Origin of the sequence: Rhizobium binxianense (genome assembly GCF_028994275.1) — a bacterium.
Taxonomy (GTDB): Bacteria; Pseudomonadota; Alphaproteobacteria; order Rhizobiales; family Rhizobiaceae; genus Rhizobium; species Rhizobium binxianense.
Map to the genome: position 1 here is coordinate 588799 of NZ_CP118713.1, position 17297 is coordinate 606095.

13 protein-coding genes are annotated in these 17297 nt (G+C 60.9%); 3 read left to right on the forward strand and 10 right to left on the reverse strand.

Annotation, left to right across the window (positions count from 1 at the left end):
- Positions 1 to 90: 90 nt before the first annotated feature.
- On the forward strand, positions 91 to 2028 hold the full coding sequence (locus PO860_RS02835) for a methyl-accepting chemotaxis protein (RefSeq protein ID WP_275038102.1): 1938 nt from the start codon (positions 91 to 93) through the stop codon (positions 2026 to 2028).
- A 295-nt stretch (positions 2029 to 2323) separates the two neighbouring features.
- Here PO860_RS02835 and dxs read toward each other — a convergent pair whose 3' ends face one another.
- The 5 genes from dxs to PO860_RS02860 form a co-directional block, all read right to left on the reverse strand.
- Positions 2324 to 4240 carry a 1-deoxy-D-xylulose-5-phosphate synthase gene (gene dxs / locus PO860_RS02840; protein ID WP_275038103.1) on the reverse strand — a complete coding sequence of 639 codons (1917 nt, stop codon included), beginning with the start codon at positions 4238 to 4240 and terminating at the stop codon, positions 2324 to 2326.
- A gap of 211 nt (positions 4241 to 4451) precedes the next feature.
- Positions 4452 to 5375: a pirin family protein gene (locus PO860_RS02845; RefSeq protein WP_183605910.1), complete on the reverse strand. Its 924-nt coding sequence runs from the start codon at positions 5373 to 5375 to the stop codon at positions 4452 to 4454.
- Positions 5376 to 5584: 209 nt separating this feature from the next.
- On the reverse strand, positions 5585 to 6352 hold the full coding sequence (locus tag PO860_RS02850; RefSeq protein WP_273880345.1) for an SDR family NAD(P)-dependent oxidoreductase: 768 nt from the start codon (positions 6350 to 6352) through the stop codon (positions 5585 to 5587).
- Between the two features lie 87 nt (positions 6353 to 6439).
- A complete protein-coding gene (locus tag PO860_RS02855; protein ID WP_003545921.1) occupies positions 6440 to 6691 on the reverse strand; it encodes an exodeoxyribonuclease VII small subunit in 252 nt (83 codons plus the stop codon).
- Positions 6692 to 6693: 2 nt separating this feature from the next.
- Positions 6694 to 7629 carry a histone deacetylase family protein gene (locus PO860_RS02860; RefSeq protein ID WP_272783056.1) on the reverse strand — a complete coding sequence of 312 codons (936 nt, stop codon included), beginning with the start codon at positions 7627 to 7629 and terminating at the stop codon, positions 6694 to 6696.
- Between the two features lie 243 nt (positions 7630 to 7872).
- On the opposite strand from PO860_RS02860, the gene PO860_RS02865 reads away from it, so the two are divergent.
- Positions 7873 to 8274: an acyl-CoA thioesterase gene (locus PO860_RS02865; protein ID WP_097619390.1), complete on the forward strand. Its 402-nt coding sequence runs from the start codon at positions 7873 to 7875 to the stop codon at positions 8272 to 8274.
- Between the two features lie 150 nt (positions 8275 to 8424).
- On the opposite strand, the gene PO860_RS02870 is transcribed toward PO860_RS02865, so the two are convergent.
- On the reverse strand, positions 8425 to 9039 hold the full coding sequence (locus PO860_RS02870) for a 2'-5' RNA ligase family protein (protein WP_275038351.1): 615 nt from the start codon (positions 9037 to 9039) through the stop codon (positions 8425 to 8427).
- A gap of 405 nt (positions 9040 to 9444) precedes the next feature.
- Between PO860_RS02870 and metG the strand changes: the two genes are divergently transcribed.
- The gene (gene metG / locus PO860_RS02875) at positions 9445 to 10989 is read left to right on the forward strand and encodes a methionine--tRNA ligase (RefSeq protein WP_275038352.1); all 1545 of its coding nucleotides are present in this window, start codon (positions 9445 to 9447) and stop codon (positions 10987 to 10989) included.
- 535 nt (positions 10990 to 11524) lie between these two features.
- Here metG and PO860_RS02880 read toward each other — a convergent pair.
- From PO860_RS02880 to PO860_RS02895, 4 genes are all read right to left on the reverse strand, one after another.
- Entirely contained in the window at positions 11525 to 12664 is a 1140-nt protein-coding gene (locus tag PO860_RS02880; RefSeq protein ID WP_275038104.1) for a PAS domain-containing sensor histidine kinase, read from the reverse strand.
- Positions 12661 to 13452, reverse strand: coding sequence for an alpha/beta fold hydrolase (locus tag PO860_RS02885; protein WP_275038105.1), 792 nt, complete (start codon positions 13450 to 13452; stop codon positions 12661 to 12663). The genes PO860_RS02880 and PO860_RS02885 overlap by 4 nt, the downstream gene beginning before the upstream one ends.
- 160 nt (positions 13453 to 13612) lie before the next feature.
- Positions 13613 to 13948 carry a response regulator gene (locus PO860_RS02890; RefSeq protein WP_275038106.1) on the reverse strand — a complete coding sequence of 112 codons (336 nt, stop codon included), beginning with the start codon at positions 13946 to 13948 and terminating at the stop codon, positions 13613 to 13615.
- A 47-nt stretch (positions 13949 to 13995) separates the two neighbouring features.
- The gene (locus PO860_RS02895) at positions 13996 to 17130 is read right to left on the reverse strand and encodes a chemotaxis protein CheB (protein WP_275038107.1); all 3135 of its coding nucleotides are present in this window, start codon (positions 17128 to 17130) and stop codon (positions 13996 to 13998) included.
- Between the last annotated feature and the right edge of the window lie 167 nt (positions 17131 to 17297).

Consider the following 17297-nt stretch of genomic DNA (forward strand, 5'->3'; position numbering starts at 1 on the left):
ATCATGTTCTCAGGTTCAAACGTCCCTGCGGTTGCGCCCTTCGCGCGACCCGCCTCTCGCCGCGTCGACTGTCGCCAGGAGAAATCACCGATGTCCGCCAAAAACATATCCCTGAACGGTAAACTTGCGGCCACGTTCGCAGCCCTCATTCTCATTTTTGTCGCCGTATCCGCTTTCGTCTATTCCAAGGCGACGGCCTCGGCGGCCGCTTCCGCCGAGCAGGAAAAGTCCGAACTGCTCGTCAATCAGATCGACGATGCGCTGCAGGCGATGCTCGAACAGGCCGTCAATCTGCGCGGCTTCATTCTCTTCCGCAGCGACAGCACCTATGGCGATGTCTTCGCCAATCGCGAGCGCATGCTGAAGGCGATTGCCGCCGCCAAACAGACGGCGGCCGGCGAGCCGCAGCTGGTCGAGATGATCGACGGCATGCAGAAGGCCGCCGACCTCTATTTCCATGAACTTGCCGAGCCGCAGACCAAGGCGCGCAAGGAAACCGACATGCCGATCGAAGAGGTCGTCAAGATCGGCGTCAACGCCACCAAGGGTCAGCTCGACGGCTTCCGCCAGGCCTCCGCCAAGATCAAGGCAACCGCCCGCGCCAAGTCGGACGCGCTCGCCGCGGTCCGGGCCGATGCCAACAGCGATCTGAAGACGACGTTGCTGGCCGGCGGCATTGCCGCCTCGCTGGCCGCCGCCGTGCTTGCCTGGCTGATGGCGCGCACCATCGTCCGCCCGGTCGTGGGCATGACCGCGGCCATGGATCGCCTTGCCGGCGGTCAGAACGACATCGAAGTCCCGGCCGTCGAGCGTGGCGACGAAATCGGCCGCATGGCCCAGTCGGTGCTGGTCTTCAAGCAGGCGGCGATCGAGAAGCTGCGTCTTGCCGGCGAGACCGAGCGCATGCGCGACGACGCCGAGCGCCAGCGCCGCGCAGGCGACGAGCAGAAAGCGCGCGAGGAAGGCGAACTCCGCCATGCCATCGACGCTCTGGCGGGCGGCCTTGCCGAGCTTGCCAATGGCGATATGGCCGGTCGTATCCAGACGCCGTTCGCGCCGCAATATGACAGCCTGCGCAATGACTTCAACCACGCCGTCGAAAAGCTGCAGGCGGCCCTGCAATCGGTCGGCCGCAACGCCTCGGCGATCAATGCCGGTGCCGGCGAAATCCGTTCGGCCGCCGACGATCTCGCCCACCGCACCGAGCAGCAGGCTGCCGCCGTCGAAGAGACCGCCGCAGCGCTCGAACAGGTGACGACGACGGTGCGCGACAGCGCCAAGCGTGCCGAGGATGCCGGCAATCTCGTCGAGCGCACCCGCCTCGGCGCCGAGAAGTCAGGCGAAGTCGTCCGCAAGGCCGTCTCCGCCATGCAGCAGATCGAGAAGTCCTCGGGCGAAATCTCCAACATCATCGGCGTCATCGACGATATCGCCTTCCAGACCAACCTGCTGGCTCTGAACGCCGGCGTCGAAGCGGCGCGCGCCGGCGAAGCCGGCAAGGGCTTTGCGGTCGTCGCCCAGGAAGTGCGCGAACTCGCCCAGCGCTCGGCCAAGGCGGCCAAGGAGATCAAGGCGCTGATCACCACCTCGGGCGAACAGGTCAATGCCGGCGTCTCCCTCGTCGGCGAGACCGGCAAGGCGCTGGAAGCGATCGTCGCCGAGGTGCAGGAGATCAACCACCACGTCAGCGCCATCGTCACCGCCACCCGCGAACAGTCGATCGGCCTGCAGGAGATCAACACCGCCGTTAACAACATGGACCAGGGCACGCAGCAGAATGCCGCCATGGTCGAGGAACAGACCGCCGCAAGCCATGCGCTCGCCCAGGAAGCCAGCGCCCTCGACGAGCTGCTGCGCCAGTTCAAGCTCGGCCAAGCGGCCCCGGCCCCGCGCGCTACCGTCGCCGGCACCAGCTCCCGCCCGGTCGCCTCCCCGGCCCACGCCCTGACCCGCACCGTCGCAAAGGCCTTCGGCGGAAGACAGGCAGCTGCTGCGGCTACCGTTCAGGAAGAGTGGACGGAGTTCTGAGAGCACGCCTTTCCTAGGGAAGGGACGTCAAATCAAGAGGGCGGTGCAGTAATGCGCCGCCCTTTTTCTATTGGAAAGAGTTGCTTGGCGGGAGCAAGAGGCTGCCCCTCACCCTAACCCTCTCCCCGTAAACGGGGCGAGGGGACTTGCCCTGCGAGAGGTTGGTGGGGAACGAAGAGGTTGCGGCATATCCCCTTCGCCCCGCGAGCGGGGAGAAGGTGCCGGCAGGCGGATGAGGGGCCTTGACACGGCACACCCTAAAAGAGGGGTGCAACGGCACACCCTCGCAATTCACCTATCCCGCCACCCCAACCGCAACACCACGTCCCAGCGCCTTGAACACCGTCGAGACGATGCCGGCGCGGTCGAGGCCGGCGTGGGCGTTCATGGCTTCGGGTTTGGCCTGTTCCATCCAGATGTCGGGCATCACAAGCGAGCGCAGCTTCAGGCCGTTGTCGAGCAGGCCCTCAGTGGCGAGGAAATGCATCACATGGCTGCCGAAGCCGCCGATCGAGCCTTCCTCGACGGTGATCACCATCTCATGGTGGCGGGCAAGCTGGCGGATCAGGTCGTGGTCGAGCGGCTTGGCGAAGCGCGCATCGGCGACCGTCGTCGAAAGCCCGGCCGCATCGAGATCCTCGGCGGCGAGCAGACAATCGGCAAGCCGTGTGCCGAAGGAAAGCAGCGCCACCTTGGTGCCTTCCTTGACGATGCGGCCCTTGCCGATCTGCAGGATTTCGCCGCGTACCGGCATGTCGACGCCGACGCCTTCGCCACGCGGATAGCGGAACGAGATCGGCCCGGCGTCATAGGCCACAGCCGTGCGCACCATATGCTTGAGTTCGGCCTCGTCGGCCGCCGCCATCACCACGAAGCCGGGCAGGGTGGTGAGGAAGGCAGTGTCGAAGGAGCCGGCATGGGTCGGCCCGTCGGCGCCGACGAAGCCGGCACGGTCGATCGGAAAACGCACCGGCAGTCCTTGGATCGCCACGTCGTGCACGACCTGGTCATAGGCGCGCTGCAGAAAGGTGGAATAGAGGGCGGCGAACGGCTTGTAGCCTTCCGCCGCAAGGCCGGCGGCGAAAGTGACGGCATGCTGTTCGGCAATGCCGACATCGAAGCAGCGCGACGGAAAGGCCTCGGCGAGCTTGTCGAGGCCGGTACCATTCGGCATGGCGGCGGTGATGCCGACGATCTTGTCGTCGAGGGCGGCTTCCTGCACCAGCGCTTCGGCAAAAACGCTGGTGTAGCTCGGCGCATTCGGCTTGACCCTTGCCTGGGCGCCGGTGATGACGTCGAACTTGTTGACGCCGTGATATTTGTCGGCCGCGGCTTCCGCCGGCGGATAGCCCTTGCCCTTCTGGGTGACGACGTGGATCAGCACCGGCCCGCGCCCATTGTCTCGCACGTTGCGCAGCACCGGCAGCAGGTGGTCGAAGGAATGCCCGTCGATCGGGCCGATATGATAAAAGCCCATCTCCTCGAACATCGTGCCGCCGGTAACGTAACCGCGCGCATGCTCGACGGCGCGGGTGATCGCCCGGTCGATGTTCTTGCCGAGATAGGCCGTCAGCTTCTTGCCGAGATCGCGGAAGCCCATATAGGTGCGGCCAGAGGCGAGGCGGGCGAGATAGGCGCTCATGGCGCCGGTCGGCGGCGCGATCGACATGTCGTTGTCGTTGAGGATGACGATGAGGCGGGCATCGAGCGCGCCGGCATTGTTCAGCGCCTCATAAGCCATGCCGGCCGACATCGCCCCGTCGCCGATGACGGCGATGACGCGGCGGTCTGTCTTGTCGAGATCGGCGGCGATCGCCATGCCGAGGCCGGCCGAGATCGAGGTCGAGGAATGCGCCGCCCCGAAGGGATCATATTCGCTTTCGGCCCGGCGGGTGAAGCCGGACAGCCCGTTTTCCTGGCGCAGCGTCCGAATGCGGTCGCGCCGGCCGGTGAGGATCTTGTGTGGATAACATTGATGGCCGACGTCGAAGATCAGCCGATCCTCAGGCGTGTCGAAGACGCTGTGGATGGCGATCGTCAATTCGACGACGCCGAGACCGGCGCCGAGATGACCGCCGGTGCGCGACACCGCATCGATCATTTCGTCCCGAACTTCGCGGGCAAGCTGCGGCAGGTCGCGATCCTCGAGCTTGCGCAGGTCGGCGGGGTAAATGACCTGGTCGAGCAGGGGGGTCTTCGGCAGTTGTGTCACGGGCGGGCGCTCTTTCTTGCTTTTCCTTGTTCCGCTTTATTCGATTAGATTGCGGCAAAACAAGTGCATTTCAGGAACCGAAGGTTTTCACCTTAGAGCATGATGCCGAAAAGTGTGAGCGGTTTTCGGATAACATCATGCTCCCACTATTAAAGCATGATGCCGAAAAGTGTGAGCGGTTTCGGATGATATCCTGCTCTATTTCGTCAGGTCAGCCTTCCGGCAAAGGCACGAATTCTTCTTCGTCGCCGGGAACGATATCGAAGCGGCCGGTGCGCCATTCCTCCTTGGCTTTCTCGATCCGCTCCTTCGAGGAGGACACGAAATTCCACCAGATATAACGCTTCGAATTGAGCGCCGCGCCGCCGAAGAGCATCAGGTGACAGCCATCGCTGCCCGCTTCCAGCGTGATCGCATCGCCCGGCCGGAAGACCAGCAGCTGGTCGGCGGCAAAACGGTCGCCTGCGATCACGACTTCACCCGAGAGCACGTAAACGGCGCGCTCCTCATGCGCCGCGCCGAAGGGAAATTTGGCGCCGGGCTGCAGGTCGAGATCGACATAGAGCGTGTCGGAGAAAACGCCGACGGGCGATGTCATGCCTTCGAACGAGCCGATGACCACACGCCCGCGCGCGCCTGCCGTCTCGATCAGTGGCATTGCGGATTTTTCCGTATGGGCGAAGGACGGGTCGATCTCCTCCTTGTCGTCTGGCAGCGCCAGCCAGGTCTGCAGCCCCGACATCAGCAGCGGATGGCCGCGGAGATTATCGGGCGTGCGCTCGGAATGCACGATGCCGCGCCCCGCCGTCATCAGGTTGATATCGCCGGGACGGATGACCTTTTCGGTGCCGAGGCTGTCACGATGGCGGATCTCGCCGTCGAACAGATAGGTGACCGTCGACAGGCCGATATGCGGATGCGGCTTGACGTCGAGCGCCTCATTCGGCTTCAGGATCGCCGGCCCCATGCGGTCGAAGAAGATGAACGGCCCGACCAGCCGCCGCTGCCGGCTCGGCAGCGCCCGCCGAACCTGAAAGCCGCCGATATCGCTGGTGCGCGGGATGATCAGATTCTCGATCGCGTCGCAGGCGAAGGCATCGCCGGGCAGGGGGTCTTTACCGGGAAAGAAGGACATCAGGGATCTCCGATCACTACAGTGCCGCGCGTCTTTCAGACGCGCAAAGGATGCTATAGTTTTGAATTGCTGCATAATTTCTCCCTAAATCGATCCCGATCTAAGGAATGAGGCAGTAGCGCATCGACCAGGGATAGCAATTAGCGCGCCGCACGTCCAACGGGACGTGCCAAGGACGCCCTAACTTTGAAGCGCGCCGCACGGATGGCTCAGATCGCCGTGAAGCCATTGTCGACGAAGAGATGGGCGCCGTTGACGAAACTCGACTCGTCGCTGGCGAGATAAAGCGCCGCCCGCGCCACATCCTCCGGCTCGCCGATCCGCCCCTGCTGCGCGGCAATGGCGGCATCGGACACATCGACGCCGAGCGCCTGCAGGTCGGCCACCTCGCGCAGGCCATGCGGTGTGCGGATGAAGCCGGGGCAGACGGCGTTGCAGCGGATGTTGCGATCACGGAATTCCACCGCGATGGCGCGGGCAAACATATGCACCGCCCCTTTGGTCGTGTCGTAGAGCACTTCCATCGGCGTGGCGGCGACCGCCGAGATCGACGAGGTGCAGACGATCGATCCGCCGCCGCTCGCAATCATCTTCGGCAGCACCGCCTTGGTCATCAGGAACATCGAGCGCACATTGACGGCGTGCAGCCAGTCCCATTCCTGCAGCGTCGTTTCGAGGAAAGGTTTGATGACGATGGTGCCGGCATGATTGAAAAGCACGGTGACGGCGCCATAGCGTTCCTCCACACCGGCGACGGCGGTATTGACGGCGGTTTCGTCCGAGACATCGGCTGTCCAGCAATCGGCCTCGCCGCCGGCCTCACGGATCGCTTGGACAGTCTCGGCGGCCGCTTGGCCATTGCGGTCGATGATTGCAACACGCGCGCCTTCGGCGGCAAAAAGCTTCGAGGCGGCACCACCCATGCCGGTTGCGCCGCCCGAGATAATGGCGACCTTGCCCTTCAATCTGTCCGTCATTGCCTTGTCCCCTCATCGTTTTGGATGGGGATCATAGATCGGTCTGAAGCCGATCGCCAAGCGCCTTCAAAGGGAGTTCGGTACGCCTCAGGCGCCGTCCAGCGGCTCAACGCCCTGCGGCTTGCCGGCGCGGTCGAGCCGGATCTTCTCGATGCGGTTTTCGGCGGCGGAAAGCAGCGTCTCGCAATGTTTTTTCAGCGCTTCGCCGCGCTCATAGATCTCGATCGATTCATCCAGCGCCACGTCGCCGCGTTCCAGACGGGCGACGATGCTTTCGAGTTCGGCAACCGCCTTTTCGAAGGAAAGGCCGGATACCTCCGGCTTGGCGCTGTCAGTCATTCTCAACCCTTCATCATTCGCAGAATATGCATGCCCGCCGATTCGGCGAGTCCCTCGAGATCATAACCGCCTTCGAGCAGGCTGACGACCCGGTTCTTCGCGTGCCGGTCCGCGAGTTCGAGCACACGCCCGGTCGCCCAGTCGAAATCCTCACCGGTCAGATTGATCTGCGCCAAGGGATCGCGGTGATGCGCGTCGAAGCCGGCGGAGATGATGATCAGATCCGGCCGGAAATCGTCCAGCGCCGGCAGCACCCGCGATTTGAACGCCTCGCGGAAATGGTCGCTGCCGACATTCGGCGACAGCGGCGCATTGACGATGGTATTGTGCTTGCCCTTCTCGTCCTTGGCGCCGCTGCCGGGATAGAGCGGCATCTGGTGCGTCGAGCAGAACAGCACCGAGGCATCGTCCCAGAAGATATCCTGAGTGCCGTTGCCGTGGTGCACGTCCCAGTCGACGATGGCGATGCGCTCGGCGCCATGGATCTTCTGCGCATGGCGGGCGGCGATTGCGGCATTGTTGAAGAAGCAGAAGCCCATCGCCGTCATCTTCTCGGCATGGTGTCCCGGCGGGCGGGCGGCGACGAAGACATTGTCGGCCCGGCCGGTAAAGACGTCGTCGACCGCCGCCATCGCCCCGCCGATGCCGGTCAGCGCCGCCTGCAGGCTTTTACTGCTGGCATAGGTATCGGCTTCGATCTGGTTGATCTCACCGTCTTCCTCAGGGATCTCCCGCATGACGGCGATGAGATGCTCTTCGGGATGGGCAAGCAGCACCGCATCCTCGCTCGCCTGCGGCGCCTGCCGGCGCTCCAGCCGCTCGAAATTCGGATGTTCCAGCGCGACGTTGATGGCGCGGATCCTGTCCGATCGCTCCGGATGGCCGGCGGGCGTCACGTGTTCCAGGAAGATCGGATGTTCATAAAGACGGGTGCTCATGGAGACACTCTATCGGTCGCTTATGTCATGTGCCACAGCAGATGGGGCATTGCCCGACGATTTCAACAAGCACTCTTGTCGCGCCGTCCGACCATCCGCTGCATCATTGTGTCTTTGTGCCGTTTACTTCGGGGACGCTGTAACACTTTGAACTGTTGCATAATTTTGTCTTTAAATCGGTTTCGATCCAAGGAATTATGCAGTATTGTCGTCCATGGGGAATTTTGTAAGGCAGTTGCGTTGATGAGTCAGTCGAAGCGTCCTGATGTGACGGACATGCGCGTGCCGTTTCGCGATGTCGATATGAACGGCCGGATGTTTCTGGCCTCCTATATTTCTTATGCCGAATCCGTGCTTGCAACCTTCTGGTCGTCGCGGCCCGATGTCGATGACGAACCGGTCTATAGCCCCAGCAAGGTTTCCTGCATGCTCCACCGTCCGCTGCACTATGACGAGCCGGTAACCTTCACCGCCACCGTCGACAAGATCGGCGTCCGCTCCATCGGCTTCCTCATTGCGGTCGAGACGGGCGACGAGCGCGCCGCCGAGGTGGAAATCATCTGGCAGGCCCACGCGCCCGAAGACCAGTCGCCGGCCTCTCTGCCGGAGGAAACACGCGACTGGCTTTATCGGTTTTTGGATTAATACCTGCCGTCGCCGATGACATCAGCTACGAGACAGTCAGAACCCACCTCAGAAACATCTACGCTCGGGGTGAGTTCGCAGGCCGGGATCGTGTCACTGCTCATGCGGTGAATGGCATCAGCAGGCCGGCGCTGGCGCCAGCCGGGATTGTTATTCCGTGCTTTTGCCCTGGAGACGCGGCTCGCCGAGCATGGTGATCTCGACATTCGGATAAATTCGCTCCTCCAGCAATTTAAGGGATACAACCGTCACGCTTATGGGCAAAAGACCTGTGTCGAAGTTGACTGGTGGTAGCCATTCTTCGGCAAAAAATCTGAACAGAGTGACGTGCGCTATTCGGGGTGGGGTTGGACGCCAATGTTCGAAGCAGATGGCATCTGAAATGGCCGAGCGCAGCCTGCGCAATTCAGGCGGCTCTTCTGCCTTTACAAAGACAGCGGCTTCTGAAGCTGCCACCTCATGAAAATGGAGGTCAAACGGCGACGTCTCCTCGACCAATCTCTCCACGCTCTCCTTCCATCTCTCCCCGTTCAGCTTCCAGACCTCGTCGTTTGGAATACTGACTTGGGTCGCGGCGTTGACGAGAGTGATGGTCGTCATGTGCAGGCTTGTCGCCGGGACGCGCGAGAGCGCTGCGCCACTATTGCGCGCGATACTGTCCTGCAAATCGCCGAGCTTTGCCAGTGTCTCGCGATCAGGAAGGAACTGCAGGTGAAACGCGCAGCACCGCTTGAACCACAGCGTGTCGATCTTCGTGCGGATCACACCAGCAGGCCCTTTCACGCAGGCGCGCCGTGCGAGGCGCGCGCAATCCGATCTTGCTATCACATCACGAAGCCGTCCGCCAATGACGGCACACATCTGACGGGCCTGCGCTTGTGAAGGCATCCGTCCAGTTTCCAAAAGCCTGTCGCGTCCTGTTGCGCCACATGCTGCAGACAAAGCTGAAGCACCATTCCCGCTCCAACAGCGCCCTTGTTCGAAACGGCCCTTGATGGTAAGAAAATGACATGGACAACACCGTGATCAGCACTTTCGTGATGATGATGCCGCGCTCATAGCGTGGCGGGTTTCGTGCGTCCATAATGCACCAGCGACCGCCCTCGAGGCGGTCTTTTCATGGGTCGATCCGTCTCGCCGGCAACAACAGCCTTCGACAAGGAAACGCCGATGAACAAGATCTACATCACCACCTCGATTCCCTATGTCAATGCCGCGCCGCATGTGGGCTTCGCCCTCGAACTCGTCCAGGCCGATGCCTACGCCCGTCATCTCAGGCTTCTCGGCCACGACATCAGGTTCCAGTGCGGAACCGACGACAACAGCCTGAAGAACGTCAGGTCGGCGGAAGCCGCGGGGCAACAGGTGAGGGACTTCGTCAATGCCAACGCAGACAGGTTCGAGCGCCTTGGCCGTCGGCTCGATATCTCCAACGAGGAATTCGTCCGCACCTCCCGCGATCCCAGGCATGTCGCCTGCGTCCATGCCTTGTGGCGGGCCTGCGCTGACAATGGCGACCTCTATCGAAAAGCATATGAGGGCCTCTATTGCGTCGGCTGCGAACAATTTTACGAGCCGTCGGAACTCAATGACGGGCGCTGCCCGGAACACGGCATTCCGCTTGAGACCATCCGCGAGGAGAATTGGTTCTTCCGGCTCTCGCGATACGGCGACCGGCTGCTTGAGCTCGTCGAGACCGGCAAGCTTCGGATCGTTCCAGCCCATCGGCGCAACGAGGTCCTTGCCCTGCTGCGGCGCGGGCTGACCGACATCAGCGTGTCGCGTAGCGCCGAACGGGCACGAGGATGGGGTGTTCCGGTCCCCGAAGGGGATGAGGTCGTCTACGTCTGGTTCGATGCCCTGGCGAACTATCTCGCTGGCCTGGGGCACGGGTCCGATCCGGCGCTCCTGCAGCATTATTGGCACGGCGGAGAACGCATCCACGTCGTCGGCAAGGGCATTTCCAAATTCCACACCATCTACTGGCCGGCCATCCTGCTGTCCGCCGGCCTGCCGCCGCCATCGTCGATCCTCGTGCACGGCTACGTCACGGTGGACGGCCGGAAGATCGGCAAGTCCGCCGGCAATGGCATCGATCCGGAAGGCATCATCGACGCCTACGGAACGCCCGACGCGCTGCGATATTACCTCCTTCGGCATATACGCTCAGGCGACGATGGCGACTTCTCGGCCGAGCGTCTCGAAGCCGCCTGGTCGGGAGAGCTTGCGGGCCAGCTCGGCAATCTCGCCAACCGGGTGCTTTCGCTTCTCTCGGCGTCGTTCGACGGGATCGTCCCGCCGGTGCCGGACAGCGATTTCGTGCAGGAGGCTGGCCGCCTTCCGGGGACGGTGGCGCAGGCCTTCGATGCCTATGAGCTCCATGTCGGCCTCGCGGATATATTCGAGTTTGTCGGCGCGGCGAACCGGCGGTTTACAAGATGCGCGCCGTGGGCGGATGCGAAGGCGCTGCTTGATGATCTCACGCCGGAGGACCGGAAGGCGACTGCTGAACGTCTCGGCGCTTGCCTGGCCGAGCAGGTCTACGGCCTTGCAATCATTGCCCGCTGCCTGCTGCCGTTCCTGCCGGGCTCGGCCGCAAAGCTGCATGCCAGGCTGGGAATACCGTCTCCTCGCCTCTATCGGGACCGCTTGATCGTGGGTGGGATCAAAGCCGCTTCGCAAGCCGTGCTCTTTCCCCGAAGAGCGGCGGCTTGAAGGGGAACCAGCGTGAGATGCTCTGCGCTGCAGCTTAGGCCGCGCAGAGTTTTGACGTGATCCAGAGTGTCATGAAAGTTTCATATTCAGGCTATTTCCGGGAGTGGGAAAATAATCTACTATTTTAGTCAGCAAACGAAATTTCCTGAAACAACGAAAGGATACTGATTGGAGACATTTCTTGTGGTTACCGCGCTCGCTGGAGGCTTCGCACTCATCTTTGCGCTGATCGCAAGGGCAGAAAGAGGCCCGATCACCCAGACCACCGCAAACACCAAGGGCAGGTGGGGCAATTCGGGAGGCTCTGGCGATGGAGGGGGAGGCTGGTTCGACGCCTCAGGCGACGGCGGCTGTGATGGCGGTGGCGGAGATGGTGGAGGAGGAGACTAAATCAAACTGAAATCGATAGAATGCCCGACCGCCTCAAGGCGGTTTTTTGTTGCCCGGATTCCGCGCGGTGACGGCGACCGGCTTCTGCGCCAGGCGCGCACCGACAGCAACGAATAGCCGCTCACGCCGGCCGGCAGCGCCCTTATCAATCCAACGGCATTACAAAGGTGAAACGCGTCTCGTTATCATCGGAACTGACCGTGATCGTCCCGCCATGGGCGCGGGCGATTTCCGAGGCGATGTGCAAGCCCAGCCCCAATCCTCTTTGGCTTGTCCCGGCTTCGCCTTTGAAGAAAGGCTGAAAAAGCCGCGTCATCGCATCGCTGGAAATCGGAGCGCCGCCATTGGCGATCCAAAGCTCCAGTCTTCCCTCGCAAGTCGTCGCGGAGAACCGTACCGGCTCGTCCGGCGTCCCATGGGTCAGGGCATTTCCCAGGAGATTGGATACCAGTTGACCGATCCGGCCGCCGTCGCAATTTATCGGCCCGTCGAATTCGATGCTCACCTCAATCGCGCGGTCGAGATGACTGGAGCGGCGTTCTCCGATGACCTGTCGCAAGATTGGTTCGAGATGTTCTGCTCTCCTCTCGAGGGTGATGCCGCCGCCCAATCGTCCGCGGGCGAAGTCGAGGACGTTGTCGATCAGGCCGGACATGCGGACGACGCTGCCTTGCATCAAATCGAGAACTTTTATCGAACGATCGGTCTGTTCTTCCTTCCGCAGCATGCGCGTCGCAGCTGCAATCGAGGCGAGCGGGTTGCGCAGGTCATGGCCGAGGACAGCGATGAACTGCTCCCGCAATTCGGCAGTTTCCTGTTCGAGGTCGAGCTGGGATTTGACGATGGCACCGGCAGCGTCTGCGGCTGCGCGCGCGTCGACCAGCTCGCGCTCATAACGGCGACGCTCGGCGGCCTGGAACATCGTCACACGGGTGAAAAGCAGGGCACCGTCTTCCGCCCGTCTTTCCATTGCATTGGCGAGCACCGGCAGCGTTCTGCCGTCCACCGTCACGAGATCGAGGGCGACCTCGTTGAAAAAAACCTGCATGCGCAGCAGAGGCGCAAAATGGGTTTCGTAGAAGATACGGCCCGAGGTGTTGAGCAGGTCGTGAAGCCGTTTGCCGAGGAGGTGTTCGGCTGGGATGCCGATCCAGGTCGAAAGCGTTCGGTTCACCTTGACGATGCGCCCGTCGGGCTGCAGCGAAAGATAGCCGCAGGGCGCGTTTTCGTACAAGTCCTCGAGGTCCTCAGCCGGCATCGCGCTTTGCGTGTCGGCACCGGTCATCGGACGAACCGCCGGATTGCCGCGACGACCTCGTCGGGGGCGCTGAGGTTGGGGCAGTGGCCACTCGCGTCCAGCACGACCAATTGACTATTCGGCACCTGCCGATGGACGAATTCGCCGACCTCTTCGGAGGCGATGATATCATCGCGGCATTGAAGGATCAGCGTTCTCGTAGTGACGCGCTGGAGGTCGCTGCGATTGTCCGACGTGAAGGTCACCCGTGCGAAGGCCTTGGCGATCTCGGGAGCGGTGCGGCAGAAACTGTTGGTCAGCTCCTCGCCGAGTTCCGGTCGATCCGGATTGCCCATGATGGCGGGCGCCATGGCGGCAGACCACCCCATGTGATTGTCGTCCAACGATGTCAGCAGTTCGTCTATCTCAGCCGCGCTGAAACCGCCGATATAGTCGCCGACGTTGATATAGCGCGGTGACGGCCCGACAAGGATCAGGCTTTCAAACAGGTCGGGTGCCAGCAGCGAGGCGATGACGCCGATCATCGCGCTGACGGAATGCCCGACGAAGACCGTTTGCGTCAGGCCGAGCGCGCGGCAAATTTCCACGAGGTCATCCGCATAACCGGACAGGGAAGAATATTTTCGGGCATCATAAGCCGTGAGATCGGATCCCCCGGCGCCGACGTGATCGAACAGCACTGTCTTGAAATCGCCTTCAAAAGCCGGCGCCACGAAGCGCCACATATTCTGGTCGCATCCGAATCCATGCGAAAAGATCATCGCACGCTGGCCGTCGCCGCGGACTTGAACATGATTTCGATCGATGACGGTCATCTCGTCTTCTTCCCTGCTTTCGCAGCGTGTTCCGCCTGTTTTGGAACGGGAAAGATCATCCAGGCAACGGCTTCGATGGTCGCGTCCTGCCGCAGCGCGGCATCGAGGTCATCCATCTCGGACGGGCGCGTAGAGGCTGGGTGGTGCGCGAGCCTTCGCGTCAACGCATTTTTCGCTTCATCGCTTGGGCGCAGAGCAGCTTAATCTGTTCTTCTAGTTCGACGGTCGTAAACGGCTTCGTCAGGCGTGGCCTGTCGCGCATGTTTTCGGGCAAGGCCCAATCACCATAGCCGCTGGCGAAAACGAAAGGAATGTCGCGTTCCAGCAGTATTTCGGCAACGGGGAAGACCTGTCCTCCACGAATGGTCACATCCAAGATCGCTGCGTCCAGGCTCTCGGTGCGGGCGAGTTCAATCGCATCGACAAGCTTGGCAACGGGTCCGATGACCGTGCATCCAAGCGCCCTGAGAACGTCTTCCAGTTCGATCGCGATCAACAGTTCGTCTTCGACGACGAGGAGCCGGAAGCTGATTGTTTCAGAGTTCATTTTCCGACCCTCTGGCCGTCCCGGTTGAGGGCGAGGTGACCGATTTCACTGGTCAGAGGAATTTCGATGGTACAATGCACACCAGAGGGTAGAAACTCCCGCTTCACTTCGCCATCCAGATCATGGCTCACCGTGCGGTCGATCAACTTGGTGCCAAACCCGCTCCGCGTGGGCAGGCCTACGCTCGGACCACCTGTTTCCGCCCAGACGAAGATCAGTTTCGGATTGGTCGCATTCCCGTCAACACTCCATGTAGCCGAGAGATGACCGGAATCGACGGAAAGTGCCCCGTATTTGGACGCGTTGCTGGCAAGTTCGTGAATGGCCAACGCCAATGTCAGCCCCGCTCTTGGGGTAAGCGTAACCTCGGGGCCCCCCACGTTAATATTCATTCCGCGTTCGTCGTAAGGGGAAAGCTCGCGCCTGACGAGGTCTCGCAAGAATGCTTCGCTACGCCCGCCCTCTACGGTCAACAGGCTATGAGCGTTGGCGATTGCGGTTATACGCCCTTCAACGCTGGCCGCGAAGGCAGCCGGTGTTTCACTGGATTTCAAAGTCTGCCGAACGACAGACGAAACGACCGCCAGAATATTTTTCACGCGGTGGTCGAGTTCGTTCATGATGAGAGCGGTGTGGCGTTCCGTTTCCTTGCGGCCGCTGATATCCACGAACGTCAACACGACGCCATCAATTGTATTCTCGACTGTCCTATAGGGGCGAATGCGCAAGATGAAAGTCGTGCTTTCGCAGGTAAGATGAACCTCGCGTTCCAGTATCGAGCGTTCGCTCACCACCTCCATCACATCGCGCCTCAGGTCGTGATAATCCAACAGCGTAACGATATCCGTGATCGGCCGCCCTCTGTCCTCGTCCCGCAAATGAAAGATTCCGGTCATTCGCGGTGTAAAGGATTTGATGCGTAACTCGTTGTCCAAAAACAGCGTTGCAATCTCGGTGCTGTCGAGAAGATTCTTGATGTCGCTATTCACGCGTGCAAGCGCTTCGTTCTTGGCCGCCATCTCCGCGTTGATCGTCTGCAGTTCCTCGTTGACCGACTGCATTTCCTCCTTTGCCGTTTCCAGCTCTTCATTCGATGACTGAAGCTCTTCATTGACCGACTGATACTCCTCGGTCGCCGATTTCAACTCCTCGTTTGCCGCCTCCAATTCGTCGATGGTCGACAGGAGTTGCGTCTTTACCGTTCGCAACTCATGTTCGACGGCTCTGATGTCATCATCGGAACTCTCATCCGGGACGGTGGTGGCATGCCCGCTCGGCCCGGTGTCACGAAATACAACGAGGCAAATTCCAGGTTCGGTAGCTGGAATCGGCTCAACGATGACCGTGACGGTCTGATTGCGGCCATCGATCCTCAGCCCAATGCCGTCCTGAATCACCGGCCCCTTCGTTGCTATGGCTGTCCTCAGGGCAGCACGGACAATCGGCCGAAGAGATTTTCGGAGGATAACGAAAAGATTGAGGCTAGCGGTACCGGAGGATGGCTCGAGATAGCGGCCCGCTTCGCCACCCGAGAATTGCACTATGTCACCGTTTCCTTCGACAACCAGATAGGCGGGTGAGTATTTCTCCATCGCATGGCGGGCTTTTCTGGCGATGCGATCTTCTCCGGTGTAATTCACTCGGGCGTCATCGAGCGCTGCATTCGTGACGACCGCCGCTCCACTCCTTCGAAGATCGGGGATTACAGCATTCACGTCACGGCGCTGGAAGATGCGATGTTTTTTATCGAGACTGGAAAAGTAATTTGATTGCCGCGTCACGCCCTCGGACGGCCCGAGGAACAGGAGCCCACCTGATTTCAGAGCATAATGAAAGGTCTTGAGCACGCGATCTTGCAATGCGGCGTCCATGTAAATCAGCAGGTTGCGGCAGGAGACCAAATCGAGTTTCGAAAACGGTGGGTCTTTGACGACGCTCTGCACCGAAAAAATGCACATGTCGCGGATTTCCTTGATCGGGCAGAATTCGCCACCGTCTTCGGAAAACCAGCGCCCGAGTCGCTCGAGCGAAAGGCCGGTAGTATTGGAATAGCGGGCCGCTCTCCCAAAGGTCACCGCCCGTTCATCAATGTCGGTGGCAAATACCTGCACCTTCAGCGGCAGGCCCCGTCTGTCAATTGCCTCTTTCAGGAGGATCGCGATGGAATAGGCTTCCTCGCCGCTGGCGGAAGCAGGCACCCACACGCGGATCGTGTCATTGGCCGCCTTGCCGTCCAGAATCTTGGTGATGGCGAGATTCTGTAGTGACTCAAAATACTGCGGATCGCGGAAGAATTGCGTAACGCCGATAAGAAGTTCACGAAAAAGCAGGTCCAGTTCGTGAGGTTCATCCTTGAGGCGGGCGGTGTAGACGGAGACCGAGTCGACCTGAAGGACCTGCATCCGGCGCTGAATTCTTCGTGTAAAAGTTCTTTCTTTGTAGTTGCTGAAATCGTGGCCGACTTTGGCCCTCAGAAGCTTCGCGATCGTTGGCAGATGCTCGGTCGCATCCAGCCGGGTTCCGTCCGCGTGTTTTTGCGACGCGACATGCTGCAAGTGCAGAAAATGGGACTTGAGACGCGCCGGCATTTCTTCAGCGCGCAACACCTCGTCAACGAATCCAGTCGCCACGGCGCTATGGGGCATACCGCCCTTCGCGGAGTGATCGAACTCGGCTTGAGCCATGGTAAGGCCGCCATTTTCTTTGACCGCGCTCAGCCCCAGGGCACCATCGCTTCCGGTACCAGCAAGTACGATGCAGACTGCATTTTCGCCCTGGTCGTCAGCGAGTGCGGAAAAGAAAGTGTCGATCGGTCTGCGATGCTCACGAGGAGGTGCAGGCACTTCTAGACGCAAGACGCCGCTTTCAATTGTCAGCGTAGCATTCGGCGGAATGACGAACACCTGATTGGCGATAACCGTCATTCCGTCTACGGCTTCCGTGACCAGCATTGACGTTGTTTTTCCGAGAAGCTCGGACAGCATGCTCCTATGGTCTGGAGCAAGGTGTTGGACCAGCACGAACGCCATACCACTGTCGGACGGCATGTGGCTGAAGAAAGCCTTGAACGCTTCGAGGCCACCAGCGGAAGCTCCGATTCCGACAATTAACGGTTTTGCTGCCACGTTCACGTCTATATCGCCTCCATGCGAATGCCCCGCGGAGCGACTGGCTTTCCCGTGTAAAGGCCGTTGCGACTTGGCGTCCGCCAGGCCATTTTTGCTCTTCTGACCTTCGAAATTCGGCAGCCCTCTTGGTATTGAACCTGATATTGAGACGACGCTGCTAAGCAATCGAG

Coding starts and splice junctions, on each gene's coding strand:
- PO860_RS02880 (WP_275038104.1), bottom strand. CDS start 12,664: ATGACCGGTGCCGACACGCAAAGCGCGATGCCGGCTGAGGACCTCGAG.
- PO860_RS02845 (WP_183605910.1), bottom strand. CDS start 5,375: ATGTCCTTCTTTCCCGGTAAAGACCCCCTGCCCGGCGATGCCTTCGCC.
- PO860_RS02860 (WP_272783056.1), bottom strand. CDS start 7,629: ATGAGCACCCGTCTTTATGAACATCCGATCTTCCTGGAACACGTGACG.
- PO860_RS02865 (WP_097619390.1), top strand. CDS start 7,873: ATGAGTCAGTCGAAGCGTCCTGATGTGACGGACATGCGCGTGCCGTTT.
- PO860_RS02850 (WP_273880345.1), bottom strand. CDS start 6,352: ATGACGGACAGATTGAAGGGCAAGGTCGCCATTATCTCGGGCGGCGCA.
- PO860_RS02855 (WP_003545921.1), bottom strand. CDS start 6,691: ATGACTGACAGCGCCAAGCCGGAGGTATCCGGCCTTTCCTTCGAAAAG.
- PO860_RS02835 (WP_275038102.1), top strand. CDS start 91: ATGTCCGCCAAAAACATATCCCTGAACGGTAAACTTGCGGCCACGTTC.
- PO860_RS02885 (WP_275038105.1), bottom strand. CDS start 13,452: ATGACCGTCATCGATCGAAATCATGTTCAAGTCCGCGGCGACGGCCAG.
- metG (WP_275038352.1), top strand. CDS start 9,445: ATGAACAAGATCTACATCACCACCTCGATTCCCTATGTCAATGCCGCG.